20 protein-coding genes are annotated in these 23,635 nt (G+C 75.8%); 12 read left to right on the top strand and 8 right to left on the bottom strand.

The window, feature by feature from the left end:
• Window positions 1–438, top strand: a 438-nt coding sequence (locus D450_RS0103620; RefSeq protein WP_017537314.1) for a MarR family winged helix-turn-helix transcriptional regulator, incomplete at its 5' end; no start/stop codon positions are given.
• Between the two features lie 12 nt (window positions 439–450).
• On the opposite strand, the gene D450_RS0103615 is transcribed toward D450_RS0103620, so the two are convergent.
• Together D450_RS0103615 and D450_RS0103610 are read right to left on the bottom strand one after the other, a co-directional pair.
• Entirely contained in the window at window positions 451–1,302 is an 852-nt protein-coding gene (locus tag D450_RS0103615; protein ID WP_017537313.1) for an ABC transporter ATP-binding protein, read from the bottom strand.
• A complete protein-coding gene (locus D450_RS0103610; protein WP_017537312.1) occupies window positions 1,289–2,215 on the bottom strand; it encodes an ABC transporter permease in 927 nt (308 codons plus the stop codon). The genes D450_RS0103615 and D450_RS0103610 overlap by 14 nt, the downstream gene beginning before the upstream one ends.
• Before the next feature lie 148 nt (window positions 2,216–2,363).
• Here D450_RS0103610 and D450_RS0103605 point away from each other — a divergent pair, with 148 nt between their 5' ends.
• The 3 genes from D450_RS0103605 (at window position 2,364) to D450_RS31700 (ending at window position 6,118) form a co-directional block, all read left to right on the top strand.
• Window positions 2,364–2,987: a TetR/AcrR family transcriptional regulator gene (locus D450_RS0103605; RefSeq protein ID WP_017537311.1), complete on the top strand. Its 624-nt coding sequence runs from the start codon at window positions 2,364–2,366 to the stop codon at window positions 2,985–2,987.
• A gap of 105 nt (window positions 2,988–3,092) precedes the next feature.
• Window positions 3,093–3,680, top strand: a complete 588-nt coding sequence (locus tag D450_RS0103600; protein WP_017537310.1) for a hypothetical protein — start codon at window positions 3,093–3,095, stop codon at window positions 3,678–3,680.
• A 71-nt stretch (window positions 3,681–3,751) separates the two neighbouring features.
• Window positions 3,752–6,118: a M20/M25/M40 family metallo-hydrolase gene (locus D450_RS31700; protein WP_017537309.1), complete on the top strand. Its 2,367-nt coding sequence runs from the start codon at window positions 3,752–3,754 to the stop codon at window positions 6,116–6,118.
• A 7-nt stretch (window positions 6,119–6,125) separates the two neighbouring features.
• Here the strand turns inward: D450_RS31700 and D450_RS0103590 are convergent, their stop codons facing one another.
• Window positions 6,126–6,494, bottom strand: coding sequence for an STAS domain-containing protein (locus D450_RS0103590; protein ID WP_017537308.1), 369 nt, complete (start codon window positions 6,492–6,494; stop codon window positions 6,126–6,128).
• 187 nt (window positions 6,495–6,681) lie between these two features.
• Window positions 6,682–7,674: a methyltransferase gene (locus tag D450_RS0103585; protein WP_017537307.1), complete on the bottom strand. Its 993-nt coding sequence runs from the start codon at window positions 7,672–7,674 to the stop codon at window positions 6,682–6,684.
• Between the two features lie 1,763 nt (window positions 7,675–9,437).
• Here D450_RS0103585 and D450_RS0103575 point away from each other — a divergent pair.
• Genes D450_RS0103575 through D450_RS0103560 form a run of 4 tightly spaced genes read left to right on the top strand, consistent with a single transcriptional unit; the run spans window position 9,438 to window position 15,389 of the window.
• A complete protein-coding gene (locus D450_RS0103575) occupies window positions 9,438–10,832 on the top strand; it encodes a DUF5691 domain-containing protein (protein WP_017537306.1) in 1,395 nt (464 codons plus the stop codon).
• Window positions 10,829–11,935, top strand: coding sequence for an ATP-binding protein (locus D450_RS0103570; RefSeq protein ID WP_017537305.1), 1,107 nt, complete (start codon window positions 10,829–10,831; stop codon window positions 11,933–11,935). The genes D450_RS0103575 and D450_RS0103570 overlap by 4 nt, the downstream gene beginning before the upstream one ends.
• A gap of 32 nt (window positions 11,936–11,967) precedes the next feature.
• A complete protein-coding gene (locus D450_RS0103565) occupies window positions 11,968–14,181 on the top strand; it encodes a DUF5682 family protein (RefSeq protein ID WP_017537304.1) in 2,214 nt (737 codons plus the stop codon).
• Window positions 14,178–15,389, top strand: a complete 1,212-nt coding sequence (locus D450_RS0103560) for a VWA domain-containing protein (RefSeq protein WP_193789646.1) — start codon at window positions 14,178–14,180, stop codon at window positions 15,387–15,389. The genes D450_RS0103565 and D450_RS0103560 overlap by 4 nt, the downstream gene beginning before the upstream one ends.
• Before the next feature lie 7 nt (window positions 15,390–15,396).
• Here the strand turns inward: D450_RS0103560 and D450_RS0103555 are convergent, their stop codons facing one another.
• Entirely contained in the window at window positions 15,397–16,557 is a 1,161-nt protein-coding gene (locus D450_RS0103555; protein ID WP_017537302.1) for a magnesium and cobalt transport protein CorA, read from the bottom strand.
• 139 nt (window positions 16,558–16,696) lie between these two features.
• Between D450_RS0103555 and D450_RS0103550 the strand changes: the two genes are divergently transcribed.
• Entirely contained in the window at window positions 16,697–17,233 is a 537-nt protein-coding gene (locus tag D450_RS0103550; RefSeq protein WP_017537301.1) for a GNAT family N-acetyltransferase, read from the top strand.
• Window positions 17,230–17,880, top strand: coding sequence for an alpha-ketoglutarate-dependent dioxygenase AlkB family protein (locus D450_RS0103545; protein ID WP_017537300.1), 651 nt, complete (start codon window positions 17,230–17,232; stop codon window positions 17,878–17,880). Before D450_RS0103550 ends, D450_RS0103545 begins: the two co-directional genes overlap by 4 nt.
• Window positions 17,881–17,913: 33 nt before the next feature.
• Here the strand turns inward: D450_RS0103545 and D450_RS0103540 are convergent, their stop codons facing one another.
• Together D450_RS0103540 and D450_RS0103535 are read right to left on the bottom strand one after the other, a co-directional pair.
• On the bottom strand, window positions 17,914–19,107 hold the full coding sequence (locus D450_RS0103540) for a carboxylate-amine ligase (protein ID WP_017537299.1): 1,194 nt from the start codon (window positions 19,105–19,107) through the stop codon (window positions 17,914–17,916).
• A 318-nt stretch (window positions 19,108–19,425) separates the two neighbouring features.
• Window positions 19,426–21,222: a hypothetical protein gene (locus tag D450_RS0103535; RefSeq protein WP_017537298.1), complete on the bottom strand. Its 1,797-nt coding sequence runs from the start codon at window positions 21,220–21,222 to the stop codon at window positions 19,426–19,428.
• Between the two features lie 123 nt (window positions 21,223–21,345).
• On the opposite strand from D450_RS0103535, the gene D450_RS0103530 reads away from it, so the two are divergent.
• The gene (locus tag D450_RS0103530; RefSeq protein ID WP_017537297.1) at window positions 21,346–21,573 is read left to right on the top strand and encodes a hypothetical protein; all 228 of its coding nucleotides are present in this window, start codon (window positions 21,346–21,348) and stop codon (window positions 21,571–21,573) included.
• Between the two features lie 27 nt (window positions 21,574–21,600).
• Here the strand turns inward: D450_RS0103530 and D450_RS0103525 are convergent, their stop codons facing one another.
• Window positions 21,601–22,587 (bottom strand): EamA family transporter, encoded by a 987-nt coding sequence (locus D450_RS0103525; protein WP_017537296.1) that lies wholly within the window; start codon window positions 22,585–22,587, stop codon window positions 21,601–21,603.
• Window positions 22,588–22,658: 71 nt separating this feature from the next.
• On the opposite strand from D450_RS0103525, the gene D450_RS0103520 reads away from it, so the two are divergent.
• On the top strand, window positions 22,659–23,627 hold the full coding sequence (locus D450_RS0103520) for a LysR family transcriptional regulator (protein WP_017537295.1): 969 nt from the start codon (window positions 22,659–22,661) through the stop codon (window positions 23,625–23,627).
• Window positions 23,628–23,635 lie beyond the last annotated feature (8 nt).

Below are 23,635 nucleotides of genomic sequence, written 5' to 3'. Positions count from 1 at the left end.
CTCCTCCCGGCCGCCGCACTGACCTCGTTCCGGCTCAACGGCCGCTTCCTCGCGGTCGCCGAAGGGCTGGCGCGGCCGGCGGGGCTGACCGCCGCACGCTGGCAGGTCCTCGGAGCGGTCCTCGACGGCCCGCTGACGGTCTCGGGCATCGCCCGCGCCATGGGCATGACCCGCCAGGCCGTTCAGCGCACCGCCGACCTCCTGGTCGGCCAGGGCCTGGCCGAATACCGCCCCAACCCCGCGCACAGCAGGGCCAAGCTGTTCGCGCCGACCGAGGAGGGGCTGGAGGCCGTCCGCAGGATCGGCCCCGGGCACGCCGCGTTGGCGGCGAAGCTCGCCGACGCCGTGGGTGCGGAGGAGCTGGCACGGACCGTGGAGGCGATGCGCCGACTGGCCGAGGCGGTCGAATCCCTGGAAGGCCCCGACGGGGCGGCGTGAGCGCCGCCCGCCTCAGTCGGCGTTGTCCGCCTCGTAAGCGTCGACGACCTCGGACGCCGGGCCGTCCATCACCAGTTCACCCCGCTCCATCCAGAGCGCGCGGTCGCAGGTGTCGCGGATCGTCTTGTTGCTGTGGCTGACCAGGAACACCGTTCCGGCCTTCTCCCGCAGCTCCTTGATCCGCTTCTCCGAGCGCTTGCGGAAGGCGCGGTCGCCCGTCGCCAGCGCCTCGTCGATCATCAGCACGTCGTGGTCGCGCGCCGCGGCGATGGCGAACCTCAGACGGGCCGCCATGCCCGAGGAGTAGGTGCGCATCGGCAGGGAGATGAAGTCGCCCTTGTCGTTGATCCCCGAGAACTCGACGATGTCGTCGTAGCGCTCCCGCACCTCGGCGGGCGTCATGCCCATCGCCAGGCACCCCAGGACGACGTTGCGCTCCCCGGGGAGGTCGTTCATCAGGGCCGCGTTGACCCCCAGCAGCGACGGCTGGCCGTTGGTGTACACCTGGCCGCTCTCCGGCGGGATCAGCCCGGCGACCGCCCGGAGCAGGGTCGACTTCCCCGACCCGTTGGAGCCGATGACGCCGATCGCCTCTCCCCTGCGGGCGACGAAGCTCACGCCCTTGACGGCGTGGACCCTGCGCGCGCCGCCGCTCCCCTTGCGGCGGGTCAGTGCCCGCATCAGGGCCGCCGGCCCGCCGCCGCCCGAGCGCCCCGCGGCGCCGCGCACCCGGTAGACCACGTGCAGCCCGTCGGCGATCACCGTCGGCTCTCCGAGGTCGGAGGGGACGCCCGCGGGGTCGGACCTCGCCTCGGCCGTCGCCGCGGCCTGCGCGGTCGCCGTGGCCTGATCAGTCGCGGCCATAGCTCTCCTCCGCCTTCCAGAAGTAGACGAACCCGCCGACGAGCGCCGCCAGCGCCCAGGCCGCGGCCACCCACCAAGCGTAGGGAGGCAGCTGCGAGGCCGTGAAGCTGTCGATCAGCGAGAAGCGCATCAGATCGATGAAGACCGCCGCCGGGTTGACGTCGAGCACGAACCGCACCGGCGCCGGGGCGCCGGCGGCCATGACCTCGATCGAGTACATGACACCCGAGGCGTACATCCAGGTCCGCAGCACGAACGGCATCAGCTGGGCCAGGTCGCTCACCTTGGCGCCGGCGCGGGCGAAGACCAGCGACAGCCCGGTGTTGAAGAGCGACTGCAGGGCCAGGACGGGGACCACGAGGAACCAGTTCCACTGCGGGAGCTGCCCGGTGGCCACCACGATGACGAACAGGACCCCCATCGTCACCAGCATCTGGCGCATCTGCACGAGCGCCAGCGCGATCGGCAGCGCGGCGCGCGGGAAGTGCAGTGCGCGGATCAGGCCGAGGTTGCCCGAGACCGCCCGCACCCCGGACAGCACGGTCTGCTGGGTGAAGGTGAACACGAAGACCCCGGTCACCAGGAAGGGGATGAAGTCCTCGACCCCGCGGTCGGTCTGCAGCAGCAGGCCGAAGATCAGGTAGTACACGGCCGCGTTCAGCAGCGGCGTGCCGACCTCCCACAGCCGGCCGAGGTTGGCCCTGCTGTACTTGGCGCTGGCCCGCGCGCGGGCGAAGGTGTCGATGAAGTGCCGGTGGTGCCACAGCTGCTTGAGGTACCGGCCGAAGGGGGGCCGCTTGCCGCTGGGGGCCAGTCCGTGGCGCGCGGCCAGCTCCGCGAGGCCGGCGGCCTCCGCGGTCGGGTCCGCGTCCGCCGGATCCGCCGCCCGTGCGGGGGACGGGGAACTGCTCACGCTCGGCTCGCTTTCGATCGGGATCCGCGGTGGACGGCAGGGCGGCGGCCGCCCTTCCGGGACGGGACCGTTGCGCCGCCTGGAGAGCGTAGGCGACCGTACGACAGAACGCAACCGTTTCGTCGCGACCCTGCGTTAGGCTTTCGGCATGGCCGAACCCGAATCTCCCGCCCCCCGGCGCGCCCCGGCCGGCGCCGCGGTCCTCCAGGAGGACGTGACCCGCGCCATCCGGGCCGCCGTCTTCTCCGAGCTCGCCTCGGTGGGCTACGGCCGGCTGTCCATCGAGGCCGTCGCCAAGCGCGCGGGGGTCGGCAAGACCGCCGTCTACCGGCGCTGGAAGTCCAAGCTGGAGATGGTCCTGGACGTGGTCTCCGAGGCCGCCGGGCAGGTGACCCCCGTCCCCGACACCGGCTCCCTGCACGGCGACGTGCACGAGCTGATCACCACCGCCGCCCAGGCCCTGCGCCACCCGCTCGCCCGGCAGATCGTGCCCGACCTGCTGGCCGAGGCCGCCCGCGGCCCGGAGATCGCCGCCACGCTCGAAGAGGCGCTCCAGCGCACCCAGCGCGGGATCGCCACCGTCGTCATCCGCAACGCCGTGGGCCGGGGGGAGCTGCCGGAGGGCACCGACCCCGAACTCGCCCTCGACCTGATCCTGGGCCCGGTGTACTGGCGCCTGGCCGTCATCCGCGAAGAGCTCAGCCCGGCCCAGGCCCGCGGCCTGGCGCGCGCCGCCGTGGCGGCCCTCGCCGGCGCCGGCTCCGATGCCTGATGCGAATAACGCCTGAAGGCCCCCTTTCGTTCTCCGCAATCCTCCCCTGAAAAGAAGTCCTGCGTTTTAAGGTGGAGCGAACGCTGGATTAGAGAGGATCTGCGCATGCTCCACCGTGAGCGCGGTCGGGCCCGCCGCGCGGTCACAGAGGCGGCGAACGAGTACAGACGCGCTCTCAAGACGTTCGACGTCGGGAACCCGCCCCACGGCACTTGGCGCCAGCACCCCTTCGACACCGATCCCGGACGCCGCTCCCAGGTCAGTTCCGCCCGCGTCCGCGCGGCCCTGGCCGACGTGGACACCGCCCTGCTCCGCATGCCGGAGATCCTGGAGGCCATCGACTCGGTCACCGTCGACGACCTCATGGCCCAGGAGCTGATCAAGTTCAGCGACGGCGACCCCGACTCCTTCTCCGAGGAGCTGGACAACGCCGTCTGCGAGGAGCGGCTGCACCGGTCCGAGGAGCTCGGCTACACCGACGAGGTGGCGGCCTTCCTGCGCCTCGGCAACCTCGTCGTGCAGGAGCGCTCGACCGACCGCTACCGGTGCCTCGTCCTCGACGTCGGCACCTACCGCCCCGAGCCCGACCTCGCCTTCGGCATCTACGACGCGCTGCGCGTGTACAACAACCTGAGCAGCTCCCGCTTCCACGACACGGTGAAGATCTTCCGCGACTTGGGGCGGATCGACTAGCACGGCGACCCCGGGGCGGGGACGTACGCGCCGCCGGCCCCCGGTAGCCTGCGGCGCGAAGGGAGACCCCCATGGACGCCGTCGCCGCCCCTCCACGCCCGCGGATCGGCGCGCTCGCCGCGGCCGCCGCCCTCCTCGCCGCCGTCGGGGGCGCCGTGTGGGCCTCCGGCCCGCCCTCCCCTGTCCCGGACTCGGCCCCCGAGGACGCGTTCAGCGCCGAGCGCGCCGCCGTCCACCTGGAGGCCGTGGCCGCCGAGCCCCGCCCGCCCGGATCCGGGCACCACGCGGCCGCACGGGACCTGATCGCCGAGGAGCTGGAGCAGGCCGGGCTGGAGGTCGAGGTCCCCGCCGCCGTGGGGACGACCTCCTCCCCCGGCCGGGTGAGCGCGGCGGCGGCCGAGAACGTGGTGGGCGTGCTCCCGGGGACCGCGCCCACCGGGCGGGTGGTGGTCGCCGCGCACTACGACACCGTTCCCGGGAGCCCCGGCGCGGGCGACGACGGCGCCGGCGTCGCGGCGATGCTGGAGACCGCCCGCGCGATGGCCGCCGGGCCGGCGCCCCGCAACGACGTCGTGTTCCTGTTCACCGACGCCGAGGAGCCCGGCCTCCTGGGCGCGGAGGCCTTCACCTCCCAGCACCCCCTGGGGCAGGACGGGGGCACGGTCCTCAACTGGGAGGGGCGCGGGTCGTCGGGCCCCTCATCGGTCTTCCGGTCCGCACCGCTGAACGACCTCGGGCTGGTGCGGGTGCTCGCCCAGGACGCGCCGCACCCCCGCGGCGACTCCAGCACGGCCGCGTTCTTCGCCGACCAGCCCTACGACACCGACATGACGGCGTTCGCGAACGCCGGGTTCTCCGGACTGGACTCGGCCTTCGGCGGCGACGCCGCCCGCTACCACAGCGCACAGGACACGGTGGAGAACCTCTCGCGCGCCAGTCTCCAGCACCACGGGGCGAACATGCTCGGGATGGCGCGCGCGCTCGGCGACCGCGACCTGGACGGCCTGGAGGCCGGGGAGCCCGCGACGTACTTCGGGGCGGCCGGGCGACTGGTCGCCTACCCCTCCTCCCTGGACCTGCCCATCGGCGCGGCGGCGCTGGCGCTCTCGCTCGCCGCGGCCGCGGCCGCACGCGTGCGCCGGACGGCGACCGTGCCGCGGATGCTCGGCGGCGCGGTCGCCGCGGCGGCGGCCGCGGCCCTGGCCTACGGTGCGGCGCTCGCCCTCTGGCGGGGGGTACTGCTGCTGCGGCCGGAGCTGGCACCGCTGGCGATGGTCGGCGACCTCTACCGGCCCGGGTGGCTGCGGGCCGCGTCGATCATGGTGACCGCGGGGGTCCTGGCCGCCTGGTACCTGGCGGCGCGACGGCTCCTGGGCCCCGCCGCGACGGCGGTCGGCGGCACGGTGGCGGTCGCCGCGCTCGGGACGCTGAGCGCACTGGCGCCGGGGGTGTCCCACTCCTATACGCTCCCCGCCCTCTCGGCGGCGACGGGGATGCTGGCGGCGCTCCTCCTCCCGCGGGGATGGTGGGCGGCGCGCACGGCCGCCGTGGCCCTCGGATCGGTCGGGGCGGTCCTGCTGCTCGTGGCACCGGCGGTCTCCGCACTGACCGAGACGGGGCTGCCGGGCGCCCCCGCCCTCGCGCTGCTGTGGGCACCGGGCGCCGTGCTGCTCGCCCCGGTGCTCCAGATCGCCCTTCCGGACACGCGGCGCGTGCGGGCGGGGCGCGAGGGCCGGGCGCGCGGCCCGCTGGTGACCGCCCTCGCCCTGGTCGCAGCGGGGGCGGCGGTCGCGGCCGTGACGGTGCTGCGCCCCGGGTACACCGATGCCGGGCACCCCGTCCCGGCGGACCTCGCCTATGTGCTCGACGCCGACACCGGGGAGGCGGCGTGGGCGACCCGCGGTGCGGGCGACCACCCCTGGGTGGCGGACCGGGTCGCCGGGGACACGCCGGTCGACGCGGGGTCCTTGCTGGTGTCGGCGCCCCCGGGGTTCGCCCTCGAGGAGGGCCCCGCCGGGGCCGCCGACCTGGCCGCCCCCGTCGCCGAGGTGCGGCCGGCGCCGGAGGACGGGGTCGCGGGACGCGAGGCGGTCCTGCGCGTGGGCTCCGACCGGGGCGCGGGCGACCTGCGCGTGGACCTGGAGCGGGTCCCGGAGGAGCTGGTGATCGCCTATCCAGGCCTGCCGGAGCGGACGGCCGAGCTGCAGCGCGGGGCGTCGGAGGGCCAAGGGCTCCACCTGTCCCTGTCCGCGGTCCCGGAGGAGGGGGTGGAGCTCCGGATGCGCTTCGACACCGAGGAGGAGGTGGAGGTGCGGGTCACCGACCGCACGCACGGGCTCGAGGGGCTTCCGGGCCACTCAGCGCCGCCCGGGGACGTGGGCCCGTGGGTCCTGTCGGACTCGCACTCGACGCTGGTGACGCGCGCGGTCCGGATCTGACGGCGCCCTAGTCGCGGCCGGGGCCGGGAACCCGGCCCTGGCGGCCGGGCACGTGCGCGAGCGCCATCTCCACGATCGGGTAGACGTCCAGGAGCTCGTCCACCTTGAGGGCGTCCAGGGTGCGCTGGACCTGCGGGGTGGGCTCGGCCAGGACCATGTGCCGCCCCTGGGCGGTCAGGGCCCTGTGCGTGGCGAGGACCGCCCGCACGGCGCTGGCGTCGAAGAACGTCACCCGGGACAGGTCGACCACGACGAAGTCGCATTCGCCGACCGCGGCCGCGTGCAGGATGTCATCGCGCATCCGGTCCGCGGTGGCGATGTCGATCTCGCCCCGCACCGGCACCACTGCGGCGCTTCCGCAGGGGAAGCGCTCCATAGGTCCTCCGTGCACGCCGCGCCGCCTCTCAGTCGCGCCCCCGCGTAACTTCACGATCACCCCCGTGCACAAGATCGTATCGCCCCTTTGGCGCCTTGAGGGGGTTTTCTCGGAAATCCGCGGCGTGCCTCGACGTCGAGGCGCTTTCGCCCCCGGCGCGTTCTCCTCACCATGCGGCCGGCCGGAATCAGGGGTTCCGGCCGCTCACCGGCGCCGCCTCCAGCAGGCGCATCTCCAACGGCATCTCCGATTCGCCGACGGTGCGCAGGCCGGCCTGCTCGAGGATTGCCTCGTACCGGGATCCCGTGCGTTCCGCGCCTCCCGTCATCACCATCATGTGCAGATCGAACGCCAGCGACAGCCAGGGGTGCCCGCTGTCCGGGAGCACGCGTTCGGCGATGAGCACCCGGCCGTCCCCGGCGGGCATGGCGGCGCGGCAGTTGGCGAGAATGCGCCGCGCGGAATCGTCGTCCCAGTTGTGCAGGATGCGGCTGAGGATATGGACGTCGGCCGCGGGAACGCGTTCGAGGAAATCGCCTTCGACGACCGAGCAGCGCCCTTCCGCGATGAACGGGAGAAGCCGTTCCCGCGCGGGCTCCATGGAGGCGGGCAGGTCGACGAGAACGCCGATCACGTGTTCGTGCCGGCTCAGGACGGCCTCGAGGACGGCGCCGTCGCCGCCGCCGACGTCGGCCACCTTCGACACCCCGGAGAAGTCGAAGGCCGATGCGAGCGCTTCGGCGTAGCCGGCGCCGGCGGCCATGCCCGAGGAGAAGCGCAGCGCCTCCTCAGGGCGGGCGGCGATGAAGGAGAAGACGTCCTCCCCGAAGGCGGAGACGAAGGGCTGCTCCCCTGTGCGGACCCCGTCGGCGAGGCGGTCCCAGGCCTCGCGGAAGTAGTGCGAGTCGTACAGGAGCGCCTGTTCCCGCATGGAGGCGGGGTGGGAGGCGCTGAGCAGCTCGCCGGTGGCGGTCAGCCGGAACCGGCCCGCGTCGTCGTCCACCAGTCCGACGGCGGCCAGCAGCCGCAGCAGGCGTTCGAGGGGCTGCTGCCGGACGCGGAGCCCGGCCGCCAGCTCGGCCCCCGTGCGCGGCCCGTCGGCGAGTCCGTCGGCGATCCCCAGCTCGGCGGCCGCGGCGACCGCCTTGCCGATCCACGGGCCCACGAGCAGCCTGAGCATCTCCCTGCGCTCTGCGTCTCCCCCGGTCACAGCACACACCCTCCGACCTCGCCCTGACCCCGCTCACCCACCGTATCTCTACAGACACGGACCGGCCGGGCCCCACCCCGTGATCCCGACACCCTAAGGCGCCCGCCCCGGGCGCGGAGGGTTTTCGCCCGCCGCGCCGGCAGGCCGGGAAATGTCGTACCCGGCCCGTAGATTCCGGGTGTGAGCACACAGTGGAGCGCCGACGACGTCCGGGGCCTGCTCCCCGGCGGCTCCGCCCCGCCGGAGGTCCTCGCGATGGCCGGCGACGGCCGCTGGCCGGTGCTGGGCGCGGCCCGGCAGGGCTGGCCGGACGGCGCCGGGCAGGACGGGCCCGGTGCCGGGACCACCGTGTGGGGCGAGTACGCCGGGGAGCCCACGCGGCCCCTGCGCGTCGCCGTGCGCCTGCCGGACGGGGGCGGGCCGGTCCACCGGTGCGGGTGCCCGGTCCGGCGGCGCCTGTGCCCGCACGCCTTGGCCCTGCTCGTGCTGTGGGGCCGGGGCCGGGCCTGCGGAGGAGCCCCGCCGCCGTGGGTGGTGCGCTGGCCCGAGCGGCGCGCCGCCGCCCTGCGGGCGGCCGAGCAGCGCGCGCACCGCCGCGCCGACCGGGTCGCCTCCGGCCTGGCCGACCTGGAGCTGTGGCTGCGGGACCAGGTCGAGGCGGGCCTGGCCGGCGCGCGCACGGCCGGATACGCGCACTGGGACGGCATGGCGGCCCGGCTGGTGGACGCCCAGGCGGGACGGGCGGCCCGGCGGGTGCGCGCGCTGGCGGGGGCGGCCGGGTCCGCGGGGGCTCCGGCCTCCCCCGACTGGCCCTCGCGCCTGCTGGCCGGGGCGGCGCTGCTGCGCCTGCTCGCCGCCGGCCACCGCAACCGCGACGGCCTGCCGCCGGGGCTGCGCGCCACGGTCGAGGCCCGCGCGGGGCTCGGGCCGGGCCCGGTGTCGGCCCCGGTCCGGGACGCCTGGCAGGTGCTGGGGCGGCGCGACTTCGCGGCGGACCGCCTGTCCGGGCGCCGCACGTGGCTGCGCGGGACGTCGAGCGGGCGGATCGCGCTCCTGCTGTCGTTCGCCGCCGAGGGGCGCGCGCCGGAGGCTCCGGCGCCCCCGGGCACCGTCGTCGAGGCGGACCTGTCCTTCCGCTCCGCCGAGCACCGCGCCGTGTTCACCGGGGTGCCCGGCCGCGCCCCGGCGCCCCTGCTGCCCGCACCGACGGGCGGCGGCGCGCACGAGGCGCTCCGGTCCTGGTCCCGGGCGCTGGCGGAGGACCCGTGGCTGGAGGCCTGGCCGGTGGTCCTGGAGGGGGTGCGCCCCGTCCGGGACCGGTCCGGGAGGTGGGGCCTGGCCGGGGCGGACGGGGCNGGGTGGCGGCGCCCGCCTCGCCGCCATGGCGGCTGCTCGCGGCCGGCGGCGGCGCCCCCGTCACCGCCGCCGCGGAGTGGACGCCCGACGGGCTGCACCCCCTGACCGTCTGGCCGCCGAACCCCGCGGACCCGCCGGTCCTGTTATGAGCCCTCCCCGGGACGGCGCGGCCGTCCCGGGGAGTCCGCCCGGTCGCGGGCGGCGTGGTCTTCCCTCGCGCCGCCCGCGACCGGTCACCTGTCCCCGCCGAGCCGCGTGCGCGGTCCCCGGGGCCGTGCACCCCGGAGTGGACCACCCCCACCCTCGAAAGGCATCCGTTGGCCCCCTCCCCTCCTCCCTCCTCTCCTCCGGAGCCGCCGGCACCTTCGGTCCCCTCGGTGCCCTGGGACGCCCTCGTCGCCGCGGCGCTCGTCGGGACCTCGCGCGCCGGAGTACCGGGCGGTGAGGGCACTGCCGGGCACCCGGCGCTCGACCTGCTCGACCGGGCCGCCCTCGCGGTCGTCCGCGACCGCGCCGGGGTGCGCCCCCTCCGCGCCCCGGACACCGAACCGCTGCCGCCGGCGCCCGCCGAGTCGGCCCCCTGGGCCCCTCGGGCGGCGGGCGAGGTCCTGGACGACTTCCTGGAGCGCGACGACACCGAGCTGATCGCCGAATGGCTGGACCTCGCCCGCGCGCGCGGTGCGCTGGTCCCGCCCTCCCTTCTGCCCGGCCTCCTGGAGGCGGGCTCTCGCCACCGCGCGCTCCGGACCGCGATCGCCGCGGCCTCCGGCGATCGCGGCCGGTGGCTCGCCTCCCTGTCGGCCGACTGGTCCTGGCTTGCCGGCCTCCACCCGTCCGACGGGCGCCCGGACACCTCCCCGGAGCGCTGGGCGCACGAGGACGACGCGGGGAGGCGCCGCCTCCTCACCTCCCTGGAGGAACACCTGTCCCCCGCCGACGAGGACTTCCTGGCCAAGGCGCTGCGCGACCCCTCGCCCGGCGTGCGCGCGCTCGCCTCGGCCCTGCTGGCGCGGCTGCCCCGCTCCGAACGCGGCGACGCGCTCGCCCGCCGGGTCCGCGCCCACATCCGCCCCGGCCCGGACGGCCGCCCGTCCGTGCGCCTGCCCGACCCCGCCGACCGCGCGCTGGGCGCCGCCCTGGGCCTGCGCCCCCGCCCGTCCTCGGGCGCCCCCGCCTCCGCGGACCTCCGGCGCGAGTGGCTGTGGACCCTGGTCGCCCACGCCCCGCTGCGCACCTGGACCGGCCACCTCGGCGACGACCGGGCGGAGGCCGTCCGGGCCGCCTCCTCCGCCCGCGACTGGGACCTGCTCGACGCCCTGGCCAACGCGGCCGTCGTTCAGCGCGACCGGGAGTGGGCCGACGCCCTGGCGGGCCCGGTCATGGAACGCCTGCTGCACGGCCACTCGGTGCACGGCAGCCGCGGTCCGGCCCTGCTCGCGCTGCTGCCCGCCGAACGGCGGTGCGCCTGGGCGGTGCGGGCCGTCGGCGACGCCGGTGCACCCTCCGCGCTCCCGGTGCTCGACCACGTGCCCGGCCCCTGGAGCGAGGAGCTCGCCGCGGCCGCGGCACGGGCGATCGACACCGCCGCCGACGGGGCGGGCGAAGCGTACCTGCCCGAGCTGTGCCGGGTCGCGGCCCGGCGCATTCCGCCCGGGGCCGGGGCCCGCCCGCGCCGGCCCCGCCCCGGCGACCACCCGCGCACCGCCGCCGCCCTGGCCGACATGGAGGCCGTCCTGCGCCTCCGCCTCCGGATCCACGAGGAGCTCCAGTGACCCCTTCCGAAGCCGGGCCGCCCGCCGACGTGCTGCGCCCGCACGCCGAGCAGCGCCACGCCGACGAGCTCGCCGCGCTGGCGCGGGCGGACGACCGGGTCCGGCCGCCCGGCTGGCGGCTGTCGCCCTGGGCGGTGGTGACCTATGTCCTCGGGGGCGGGCTCGACGACGGCACCCTGGTCTCCCCCAAGTACATCGGGGACCGGCGGGTGGTGGAGGTCGCCGTGGCGACCCTGGCCACCGACCGCGCGCTCCTGCTGGTCGGCGCCCCCGGAACCGCCAAGACGTGGCTGGCCGAGCACCTGGCCGCCGCGGTCTCGGGCGACTCCACACTGCTGGTGCAGGGCACGGCGGGCACCTCCGAGGACGCCGTGCGCTACGGGTGGGACTATGCGCGCCTGCTCTCCGAGGGCCCGTCCCGGCGCGCGCTGGTGCCCGGCCCGGTCATGACGGCCATGGCCGAGGGGCGGATCGCGCGCGTGGAGGAGCTCACCCGCATCCCCTCAGAGGTGCAGGACGCGCTGATCACGATCCTGTCCGAGAAGACGCTTCCCGTCCCCGAGCTGGGCGAGGAGGTGCAGGCGCGGCGCGGCTTCAACCTGATCGCCACCGCCAACGACCGGGACCGCGGGGTGAACGCCCCCTCGGGGGCGCTGCGGCGCCGGTTCAACACGGTGGTGATGCCCTCCCCGGCCACCGCCGAGGAGGAGGTGGACATCGTCGCCCGGCGGGTGGACGAGCTGGGCCGCTCGCTCGGCCTACCGGAGGTGTCCTCGGGCATGCAGGAGATCCGCCGCGTGGTGACGGTCTTCCGGGAGCTGCGCCGTGGCGCGACCGAGGACGGCCGGGCCGAGGTGGCCTCCCCGGGGGCGCCCCTGAGCACCGCCGAGGCCATCTCGGTGCTGACCCAGGGGATGGCGCTGGCGGCACACTTCGGCGACGGGGTACTGCGCCCGGCCGACGTGGCCGCGGGCGTGCACGGCGCGGTGGTGCAGGACCCGGTGGCCGACGGGGTGGTGTGGCGGGAGTACCTGGAGACGGTCGTCCGCGACCGCGAGGGCTGGCGCGAGTTCTACCGCGCCTGCCGGGAGGTGGGCGACTGACAGGGAGCAGCGGACGCACGGGAGGGAGCGACGTGAACACCACCGATTCCGGCAGGGTCCGTGTCCTGGGGGTGCGGCACCACGGGCCGGGCTCCGCGCGCGCGGTGCGGGCCGAGCTCGAGGAGTTCGCGCCCGGGGCGGTGCTCGTCGAGGGCCCCGCCGACGCCGACCCGCTCCTGTCGTTCGTCGGCGGCCTCGAACCGCCGGTGGCGCTGCTCGCGCACGCCACCGGCGCGCGCGGCGGCCCGGCGCGGTCGGCGTTCTGGCCGTTCGCCTCCTTCTCCCCCGAGTGGCAGGCCCTCCTCTACGCGCATGAGAACGGCTGCGACGTGCGCTTCTTCGACCTGCCGGCCGCGGTCTCCCTCGCCACGGACGCCTCGGGCGGCCACCCCTCCGATCCACTGGCCGGGCTCGCGGCGGCGGCCGGCTACGACGACCCCGAGCGGTGGTGGGACGACGCCGTCGAGCACCGGGGGCGCGAGCGCTCCGGCGGGGCCGCGGCGTCCCCGTTCGCGGCCATCGCCGAGGCCATGGCCGAGGTCCGGGCCCGGACGGCCACGGGTGCGCCGCCGCGGCACGAGGCCCGCCGGGAGGCGCACATGCGCCGCGTGCTGCGCTCGGCCCTGCGGGCCGGGCACGCCAGGATCGCCGTCGTGTGCGGCGCCTGGCACGTCCCCGCGCTGCTGGAGCGCCCCAAGGCCGCCGAGGACGCCGCCCTGCTGCGGGGCCTGCCCCGGACGGGCGTGCGGACGACGTGGATCCCCTGGAGCCACGGCCGCCTCGGCGCCGCCTCGGGCTACGGCGCCGGGGTGCGCGCCCCCGGCTGGTACCACCACCTGTTCACCGCCCCGGACCGTCCCGTGGAGCGGTGGCTCTCCGAGGCGGCCCGGCTGCTGCGGGCCGAGGGCGAGCAGGTCTCCCCCGCTCACGTCATCGAAGGGGTCCGGCTCTGCGAAGCGCTGGCGTCGCTGCGGGGGCGCCCCCTGCCCGGCCTGGAGGAGGCCGCGGAGGCCGTGGCGTCGGTCCTGTGCGAAGGGGCGGCGGCCAAGGCGGAGCGCGTCCGCTCGGGGATGGAGACCGCAGAGCGGATGGGCGGCGTTCCCCCGTCGGTCCCCAAAGTGCCGCTCCAGCGCGACCTGGAGGCGCAGCAGCGCCGGGTGCGCCTGCCTCCGCGGGCCGAGCCGCGCGAGGTCGACCTCGACCTGCGCGAGGACACCGCCCGCGCGCGCAGCGCCCTTCTGCACCGGTTGCGCATGCTGGACGTGGAGTGGGGCGTTCCCGTCGCCGATCCCGTGCGGGTACTGGGCTCCTTCCATGAGCGCTGGAGCCTGGCGTGGCGTCCGGAGATGGAGGCGGCGGTGGTCGAGGCATCTGTCTGGGGCGAGGACGTCGCTTCGGCCGCCGACGCGCGCACGCGAGAGCGCGCACGGCACGCCGATCTGACCGAACTGACGTCGCTGGCGGAGCGGTGCCTGAAGGCGGGCCTGGGCGACGCCCTGGAGTCGGTGCTCGGCCGCGCCTCTGCGCGCGCTGCGCACGCCTCCGACACGGCGGTCCTCATGGAGTCGCTTCCTCCGCTGGCCCGGGCCGCCCGCTACGGGGACGCTCGCGGCACCGGAAGCGGCTCCCTCCGCCAGGTGGCCGCCCTGCTGGTGGACCGGGTGTGCGCAGGGATCGGTCCCGCCGTGTCCGGGCTCTCGGAGGAGGCAGCCGAGGGGATGTGCGCTTCGCTGGAGGCCGTGCACCGGGCCGCCGTGCTGCTGGGCGGCGCCTCCGAGCAGGCGTGGTGGGAGGCCCTCGACCGGCTCTCCGCGCGCGCTGGGGTGCCGGGCCTGGTGGCGGGGCGGGTGCACCGGCTGCTGCGCGACGCCGACCGTTTGAGCGACGCGCGGTTGCGCAGGCGCTTGGACCGTGCCGTCTCGCGGGGCTCGGATCCTCAGCGCGCTGCGGCCTGGATCGCGGGCTTCCTGGGCGGCGAAGGTCTGCTGCTCGTCCACGACGAGGGACTGCTGAACCTCGTCGACGACTGGTTGTGCGGTCTGGACGGCGCATCGTTCGTCGCGGTGCTGCCCCTCCTGCGCCGCACCTTCGGCGGCTTCGCCGCCGGTGAGCGCCGGGGGATCGCCCGCCGGGTAGCGGAGGCGCCGGTCTCTGAGGCCCCGAACGGTTCCGAAACCGACATGGAGCGCGCGGCCGCCGCGATGGCCACCGTCACCCTCCTGCTGACGGGAGAGGGGTCCCGATGAGCCCGACGCCCTTGAACGCCGACACCCCTGGCCCCGACCCCGCGGAAAGCGAGCGGCTGCGGCGTTGGCGCCTGGTCCTGGGGGACCCGGCCGACGGCCCGTGCGGACGCCCCGCCGGGCGCGACGCCCGGATCGACTCCGCCCTGGGCGCCCTCTACGACACCGGATCCGACGCCGCCCCCGACGGGGCCGCTCCGCGCGGGGCGACACTGGGCGAGTCGTCGCCGCGCGTGGCCCGCTGGCTCGGCGAGGTCCGCGAGCTCTTCCCCTCCCGGACCGTGCACGTCATGCAGGCCGACGCGCTCGACCTCCTCGGCCTGCGGCGCATGCTGCTGGACCCCGGGCTCACCGAGGCGGTCCGCCCCGACGTCCACCTGGCGGCGGCGGTCCTGGCGCTGGCCGACTCCCTGCCCGAGGAGGCCCGCGCGCCCGCGCGGGCCCTGGTCCGCACGGTCACCCGGGGCCTCGAAGAGCGCCTGGCCGACCGGACGCGGTCCCGCCTGCGCGGCGCGCTGGACCGCTCGGCCCGTACGCGCCGCCCGCGCACCGCCGCCGACGTCGACTGGCACGCCACCATCCGCAGGAACCTGCGCCACTACGTGCCCGAACGGGGCGTGCTGGTGCCCGCCTCGATCGTGGGCCGGGCGCGGAGCGGCCCGGGTGTGCGCGGCGACGTGCTGCTCGCCGTCGACCAGAGCGGGTCGATGGCCGCCTCCGCGGTGTACGCGGGCGTGTTCGCGTCGGTCCTGGCCTCCCTGCGCACCCTGCGCACCCGCCTAATCGCCTTCGGCACCGACGTGGCCGACCTGACCGACCTGATCGCCGACCCGGTGGACGCCCTCTTCGGCGCCTCCCTCGGCGGCGGCACCGACATCGACCGCGCCCTGGCCTACTGCGAGCGGCTCATCACGCGCCCGGCCGAGACGGTCCTGGTCCTGATCTCCGACCTCCACGAAGGGGGCCCGCCGGAGGCGATGCTGCGGCGGCTCGCCGCCCTCCGCACCTCCGGCGTGCGGGTGGTGGTGCTGCCCGCGCTGTCCGACGACGGGACGCCCGCCTACGAGCCCGGAACCGCCGCGGCCCTGGCCGCCTTGGACGTCCCGGCCTTCGCCTGCTCCCCCGACGACTTCCCCGACATGATGGCCGCCGCCTTGGAAGGCCGCTCCCTGGCGGCCTGGGCGGAGGAGCACGGAGCCGACGGGGGGTGACCGGCCCTCACATCCAGTCGCGCATCCGGAACACCGCATAGAGGGTGAGGCTCAGGCCGACCATCAGGACCACGGCCATCGGGTACCCGAAGACCCAGTGCAGCTCCGGCATGTGGGTGAAGTTCATTCCGTACACGGCCGCGATCAGGCTGGGCGCGAAGAGGATCGCCGCCCAGGCGGAGATCTTCTTGGTGTTCTCCCCCTGCTGGTAGCTGGCCTCGGTCAGGCGGCGCATCTCCTCGTTCTGGCGCTGGGAGACCAGTGTGGCGTTGACCTGCAGGATGCCCTGGAGCATCTGGCGGAAGCCGTCGACGCGCTCGGCGACCGCGGTGGCGTGGTCGGCCACGTCGCGCAGGTGCCGCCGCAGCTCCTCGTCGGTGCCGTAGCGGTCGAACCCCTCGGCCAGGCTCCTGTGCATGGACAGCAGCGGCCGGGCCGCGCGCTGGAACTCGATGACCTCCCGCGACAGCTCGTAGATCCGGCGGGAGGCCGCCGGGTCGCCGTCGAACACCTGGGTCTCGATCTCGTCGATGTCGTTCTGCAGCCCGGCCACCACCGGCGCGTACCCGTCGACGACGCTGTCCATGATCGCGTAGAGCACCGCCTCGGGCCCCAGGGCGAGCAGGCCGGGGTCGTCCTCCAGGCGCCGCCGCACCGCCGTCAGGTCGGGGGCCTCGGCGTGGCGCACCGTCAGCACGAAGCGCGGGCCGGTGAACACGTGCACCTCGCCGAACCGGACCTCTTCCTCCTCGTCGAGGTAGCGCGCCGCCTTGAGCACCACGAACAGGGTCTGGCCGTAGCGCTCCAGCTTGGGCCTCTGGTGGGCGACGATGGCGTCCTCGACGGCGAGCTCGTGCAGCCCGAACTCCTCGGCGGCGGCGACCAGCTGGGCGGCGGAGGGCCGGTAGAGCCCCACCCAGGCCATGGCGCCCTGCCGCGCGTAGGTGCGCCGGTGCAGTTCGGCGAGGTCGGAGAGGTCGGCGGGCGCCCCGGTGCGCCTGCCGTCGACGTACAGGGCGGCGTCGATGACGCTCTGCTGGACCGGCGGGGCCTGCTCCTCGTGGTCGGCCCGCGGGTCCAGGGAGTACTCGGGCGCATCGCCCCGGCGCTCCTGCCGCCGGGGGCCGCGGCGGACGGGGAACCAGCCCAGCGGTCGGCGCTGCGGCACGGGGACCACCTCCGGCCCCCACCCTAGCCAGCGGGCCGGCCCCGGCCGCCGTGCCGCGCCGCATCCTGCGCAAAACGGACGCCGGGCAGGTCAGGCAGGCACATTTGCCTTCGCGGGGCCGGAGTGGTGGCATTGACACATGTCCCCGTCACCGCCCGGAGTCCCGGTCCGCCGCGCCCTCCCGGAGGACGCCGTGCCGATCGAGCGGATCAGGACCGGCGGTTGGCGCTCCGCCTACCGCGGGCTCGTTCCGGACGGGGTCCTGGACGGCCTGGAACCGCAGCCCGAACGGCGCACCGCCCAGCTCGACGACCCCGGCAGCACCGATCTGGTGGCCACCGTGGACGGGAGGGCCGCCGGCTGGCTCTCCTACGGACCCGCGCGGGACGGCGACGCCCCGGACGGGGCGCAGGAGGTCTACGCCTGCTACGTGGACCCGGACGCCTGGCGGGGCGGCGTCGGCAGCGCGCTCATGCGGGCGGCGCTGCCCGATTTGGACGGGGCACCCGCCCTGCTGTGGGTACTGAAAGGGAACGAGCGGGCCATCGCCTTCTACAGCGCCTTCGGGTTCGTCCCGGACGGGGCGGAGCGCGCGCTGGAGCGCCTGAACGTCTCCCCCGGGCAGGGCGTCTGCGAAGTGCGCTGCCACCGCGACCCGGAAGGACGTCCCCGATGAGCGAGGCGCTGTTCGAGCCCGGCCCGGTGGAGGTCGCCCCGGGCGCGGTCCACGTCCCCGGCTGGCTGCAGCCGGACGCCCAGGGCCAGCTGGTCGAGTTGTGCCGGCGCTGGTCGCGCGGCCCGGGCGGGATGCTGCGCCACCGCACGCCCCGGGGCGGCGAGATGAGCGTCCGCATGACCTCGCTGGGATGGTTCTGGCGGCCGTACGCCTACAGCAGGAGCCTGCCGGGCGGCGGGGCGGTCCGCGCGTTCCCGCGCATCCTGGGGGAGCTGGCGCACGACGGCGTCGCCGCCGCCTACGGCGCTCCCCCGCCCGAGGAGGCGCCGGAGTACGACGTGGCCCTGGTGAACTTCTACGACGCCGACGCCAGGATGGGCATGCACCAGGACCGCGAGGAGCAGGCGGACGCCCCGGTGGTGTCGCTGAGCCTGGGCGACGCGTGCGTCTTCCGGTTCGGCAACACCGAGACCCGCACCCGCCCCTACACGGACGTGGTGCTGCGCAGCGGCGACCTGTTCGTCTTCGGCGGGCCGTCGCGCATGGCCTACCACGGCGTCCCGCGCACCATGCCCGGCACGGCCCCGCCCGACCTGGGGCTGGAGGGTCGCCTGAACATCACCATCCGCGCGTCGGGCCTGTCCTGAGCGTCGGCCCCGTCCGGGCCCTCCCCCTGGCCCTCACTCCTCGGCGGCGGCGAGCCCGTGGCGCGTCTGACGGAACAGCAGGTCGACGACGTCGGTCAGGCGCCCGCGCCTGGCGTAGGCCGCGCGCTGGCGCCCCGCGCCCGAGCCGGCCGCGAGCACCCGTTCGATGAGCGCCGCCGTCGCCGCCGCCTCCCCCGCGGCGGCCAGGGCCGGCTCGGCATGGGCGAACATCCGCTCCACCAGAGCGCGCGCGGGCGCGGTGTCCCCGCTCACGGGGTCGAAGCCCTCGCCCTCCAAGCCGTCCTTGGCCGCCCGCCACAGGGCCAGGCGCAGGGGGCGGTCGGCGGGTTCGGGGCGCCGCACGGGGACCTGCACCAGGGCGCGCACCAGCAGCGCCGCCAGCACCGCCTCCTCGGCGGTTGCGGCCACGTCCCCGACCCGGGTCTCGACGGTGGGCAGGTCCGGCGCCGGGCGCACGTCCCAATAGACCATGCGCCGGTCCAGGGCGGCGCCGGAGGCGGTCAGCTCCTCGACCGCCCGCCTGTACTGGGCCGCCGACACCAGGCGCGGCGGGGGCCCGGCCGACGGCAGCCACCCCCAGCTCACGCGTCGCCAGCTGGCATGACCGGTGTCGCGCCCGCGCAGGAACGGCGAGTTGGCGGTCAGGGCGAGCAGGGCCGGCAGCCAGGGGCGGATCCGGTTGACGGCCCGGAACGCCGCTTCGGCCCCCGGGGCGCCCACATGGACGTGGCACCCGCACACCGCGTGGCAGTCGCGCAGCGCGCCGAAGCGCTCGGCGATGGCGCGGTAGCGCCGCCCCGGCGTCAGCGGGGCCGCTGCGACGTCGCCGAGGACGGCCGTCCCGGTGGCCGCCAAGGCCAGGCCGCGCCCGGCGGCGGCGTCGGCGAGTTCGGCGCGGGCCCGTTCGAGGCCGCGAACCATGTCTTCAGCGGTTCGGCACACCGGTCCGGACGCCTCGACCTGGAACTGGGTCATCTCGGCGTCCATGCGCGCACCGGACCCGGGGTGGTCCCCGTGGCGGTCGCGGACGGCGGCCAGGACCTCGCCCGAGCGCGGGGCCACCCGGCGGGAGCGGGGGTCGACGACGAAGAACTCCTCCTCCTGGCCGAAAGTGGGGGCCGCGGTGCGGTGGGGCGGCCGTGCTCCGGAGAGGGCGGGCGCGCCTCGCGCGGGCGGGCGCTCAGGGGTGGGGTCGGTTCGGTTCATACGGCGCCTCGTTTCGACGGGCCCGGGGGCTGGGGGCGGGAAACGGCACACGGGTCGCAACGGGTCGCAGGGACGGGTGCCCGGGAGCGCTGTGGAGGGACGGTGCGGGCGGATGCGGGCACACGGCACCCGTGGCGGCGGGGTTCCGGGCCGGAGTGATACCCGCCGCACCGCCCTCTCGACCGCGCCGCGGGGGCCCGGATCGGCACCGTCCGGCACGGATCCCCGGGGCGAAGGTCCCCCGGGGAGAGGGGCGCCGGAAAGGACGACGAGGGCGGCCCCGGGAACCCGGGCCGCCCTCGTCTCCGGCTCCTCAGGTCACTTGCGCACCAGGTCGCGGATGTTCACGAAGAGCAGGATCGCGACCACGATCCCCGTCGGCACCACCACCGCGATGCGCCAGTTGAGCATGAACGCCACGATGATGCCCGCGATCACCGCGGCCACCAGGACCAGGATCGCCACGCCGGTCAGGAACGACCACAGCTTGCGCCGGGCGAAGGCGTCGATGGTCGCGAAGGCCAGCACGATGCCGAGCATCGCCGGCACCACGTCGGTCCCCCTGAAGAAGAACAGGCTCGCGCCCAGGGCGATGATGAGCAGCGGGGTGCTGAGCGTGGCCCAGATGTGCAGGAAGCGCGATGCGCGCTGCTCGCCGGAGGCGAAGGGCAGGTGCGGGGCGTGCAGGTGGTCCGTGGGCCCCAGGGCGATGGGCGCGTCGGAGGCCAGGGCCTCCTGGTGGGCCTCGCGTTCGTCGACCATCAGCGCGCGCCGGTGGTGGACCTCGGCCAGTTCGCGCTCGCCTTCGGCGATCCGCTCGGTGTACTCGGAGGCACGCTCGCGCGAGTGCGCGTCGCGTTTGAGGACCACGCGGGCGGAGGACAGGCGGCGCAGGCGGTCGCGGCGCTCGACGATGTCCTCGTCGGCCCGGGCGATCCGCTCGTCCAGGTCGGCGATGTGCTCTCGGAGGCCGGCCCGGGCGGCCTCCTCGGAGGCGGGCACCTTCTGCAGGCCCACCCACTCCAGGGGGTCGGCCCAGGACCGGCGCACGTTGCCGTCGCGCTCGTACCGGGGGCCGCTGGGCGCGCGCTCTCCGTCGAAGAAGTCGCGGGTGTCCCGGCCCCACAGTCCGCGGAAGCCGCGCACCCAGGGGGTCCGGTCGTCGACGAGCACCGGGCGCCACTCGCGGTCGCCGCCCGGGCCGACCACGACGCCGTCCCCGCGCGCGTAGTCGACGAAGGGGACCCCGATGCCGTGCCGCATGGCGCTGCTGCCGGGGAAGAGCCGCTCGGTGATGCGCCGCCAGAAGCGCACCACCCCCCGCAGCACCGAGGGGTCGACCTGGATGAGGTAGTCGCCGGGCAGCATCTGGTGGGAGTGCGAGCCGGCGCCCGGGTAGACGACCGGGTGGTCGTTGATCCGGTGCAGCGACGGGTCGTCCCAGGAGCGGCGCAGGTCGTCGCCCCGGTACTCGTGGGAGGAGGCCCCCACCCACAGCGGCCGGGTGGAGCCGTCGGGCTCCTCGACCACGTAGACGGTGATCTTCTCCCAGTCGGCCTCGTGGTCGTTGACGCCGCCGTAGATCGAGCGCCAGTCGTTCATGGCGTAGAAGAACCAGTACTGCAGCGCGATGTAGCCGCCCTCGCGGACCACCCGGCCGTAGTACACGGCGCCGCCGTCGTCGACCCGGTCCCGGTAGCGGGTGGCGGCCGCGGCGGCCACGCCGCCGGGCACGGCGCCGCGGATCAGCAGGGAGAACTTGACCAGGACGTCGAGCAGGCGGCCCAGCACGCCCACGGCGGCCAGGCGGCCGTGCTTGGGGATGACCGGCCGCATGGTGCGGCGGAAGCGGCGGGCCTCGGCCCGCAGCGAGGACTCCTGCACGAACCTGAGGTGGGCGTAGCGCCCGGGGAACTCGCGGTCCGCGCCGGCGAGCCGGTCCAGGTCGAGCTCTCCGGCGGGCACGACTTCGCGCTCCTTGCCGCCCTCCTCCACCCAGAGGCTGCAGGCCTCGACGTAGGGACGCACATCTGTGGGGAAGAACAGCTCGCCTCTGGTGTAGCGGAGCACGGGCTCGTACCGGCGCAGCAGTTCCAGGTCTGATTCGTTGCTCATGGTCGGATCCGACAGTAGTGGATCCCGGGACCGTCCGATTCCCCGGCGGCTCCCCGCAGCCCCCTGTGCACGGCGCTTCCGGCAGTGACCCGGTAGGCGTCCGGGAGGCGTAGCTTGGGTGCCATGGATCAGGACACGATCGCGGAACTGGCCGAGTCGGCGCACGACGAGTCGCCCATGGTCGCGCTCATGGCCGGCGTCAAGCTGCGCGACGAGGCGGAGCGCCTGCTGTCACTGCACGTGCGCCGTGCGCGCGCGCAGGGCGCGACCTGGTCGGAGATCGCGACGGTCCTCGGAATCAGCAAGCAGGCCGTGCACAAGAAGTACGGCGGGAGCCGGCGCGACCGCTGAGGCCGGGGGCGCCCGGACGCGCCCGGGTCAGACGCGCTCGGGCGAGCGCCCCGCCCCGGAGCTCGGCGCCTCCCGGCCGGACTCGGACGGCGCAGATGGCACAGACGGCGCAGACGGCACGGCCGGCCCGGGCGGCGGGGTGCGGTCGCCCCGCGCGGCGCCCACCCCCGCGGCCACGACCAGCATCATCCCGGCCGCCTGGCCCCAGCCCGGCACCTGGTGGATGAGCAGCAGGCCCATGATGAGGCTGACGGCCGGCTCCAGGCTGGCGAAGACGCTGAAGGCCGTGCGGCTCATCCGCTGCAGCGCCACCATCTCCAGCAGGAACGGCACCACGGGGAACAGCAGGGCGATCCCCAGCACCGCCGCCAGCACCTCAGGCGCGGGGTCCGCGAGCGCCGCCGGCGCCCCGACGGGGGCGGTGACGACCGCGCCCACCGCCATGGACAGGGCCAGGGCGTGCACGGGGCGGAAGCTGGTGCCGACCTTCTGGGTCAGCACGATGTACAGCGCGACGGTCACCGCGCCGACCAGGCCGAACCCGATGCCGACCAGGTCGGCCCCGCCCGAGAAGGGGCGGGTCAGCAGGGCCACGCCGGCCACCGCGCAGGCGATCCACACCAGCTCGGCGCGGCGGCGCATCGCCACCACGGCCACCACCAGGGGGCCGAGGAACTCCAGAGCGGTGGCGGTGCCCAGCGGGATGCGGGCCGTGGCTTCGGAGTAGAAGGCCATCATCCCCGCGCTCACTGTGCCCAGGATCACCACCGACCCCAGCTCGCGGCGGGTCGCGCGGCGCACCGCGGTCCACAGCGAGGGCCCCGCCAGCAGCGCCAGCAGCACCGCGGCGAAGGTCAGCCGCAGCCAGGTCACGCCCATCGCGCCGATCCGGTCGAACAGGTGGACCGCCAGCGCACTGCCGGTGTGCAGGGCGAACATGCCGAACAGCACCAGCAGCGGTGCGGGCGTCCGCGCGCCCGCGGCGCGCACTCGGGTGAGGAAGGAGATGATCACCCGACCATTGGATCCACGCGCTTTGTTTCTGTCCACGGACCAAAAGCGAACGGACCATGTAGTTTTCAGACATGGACGTGACACGGCTCCGGCTGCTCGTGGAGCTGCAGCGGCTGGGCACGATGGCGGCCGTCGCCGAGGTCGCCGGGATGGGCACCTCCGCGGTCTCCAAGCACTTCGCGGTGTTGGAGAAGGAGGTCGGGGTGGCGCTGCTGGCCCCGGACGGGCGGCGGGTCCGGCTCACCCCGGCCGGGCACCGGCTGGCCGAGCACGCGGTGGACATCCTGGCCCGGGTGGAGGCGGCCGAGGCCGAGCTGGCCGGGCGCGGCGAGCCGGCCGGGCGGGTGGACCTGGCGACCTTCATCAGCGTCACCACGCCCATCGTGCTGCCGGCGCTGCGCCGCCTGGAGACCGGGCACCCGGGCGTGGACGTGCGGATCATCGAGCACGAGCCGGACGAGGCGCTGGCGCTGCTCCAGGACGGCGGCGCCGACCTGGCCCTGGTCTACGAGTACAGCCTGGTCCCGCGCCGCTTCCCCGAGTCGCTGACGCTGCGGCTGATCGGCACCGAGCCGCTGCTGCTCTCCCAGCCCTCCTCCGCCCCCGGGGCCGACAGCCGCCCGCTGACCCGGAGGCGGCTGCGGCGGCTCTCCGAGGCGCACTGGATCGCCAACTCGCGCGGCAGCGACGAGGACGAACTGGTGGGGCGGTTGTGCGCGGCGGCCGGGTTCGCCCCGCGCATCCGGCACCGGGTGGACAACCTGGAGGTCGTGGAGCGCTTCGTGGCCGCGGGGCAGGCCGTGGGGGTGATGCCCGAGCTGGCGGCGGCCACCCGGCGCGGGGTGGTGCACTCGCCGCTGGGCGACCTGGGCGGCAACCGCAGGGTCTACCTGGTGGGACGGACCGGGGCGTGGGCCTGGGCGCCGATCCGCCTGGTCGCGCGGCTCCTGCACGAGGCGGCCGGCGACGTCCTCGACGACGTGGGGCCGCTGCCCGCCGAACTCGCCGCCCCCGTCGGCGGGAGCGGCGGCCCCTCCTGAGCCTCCTG

Source organism: Nocardiopsis halophila DSM 44494, assembly GCF_000341245.1.
Taxonomy (GTDB): Bacteria; Actinomycetota; Actinomycetes; order Streptosporangiales; family Streptosporangiaceae; genus Nocardiopsis_A; species Nocardiopsis_A halophila.
The sequence above is the reverse complement of the archived record's forward strand: the minus strand, read 5'-3'. Positions and strand labels throughout refer to the sequence as shown.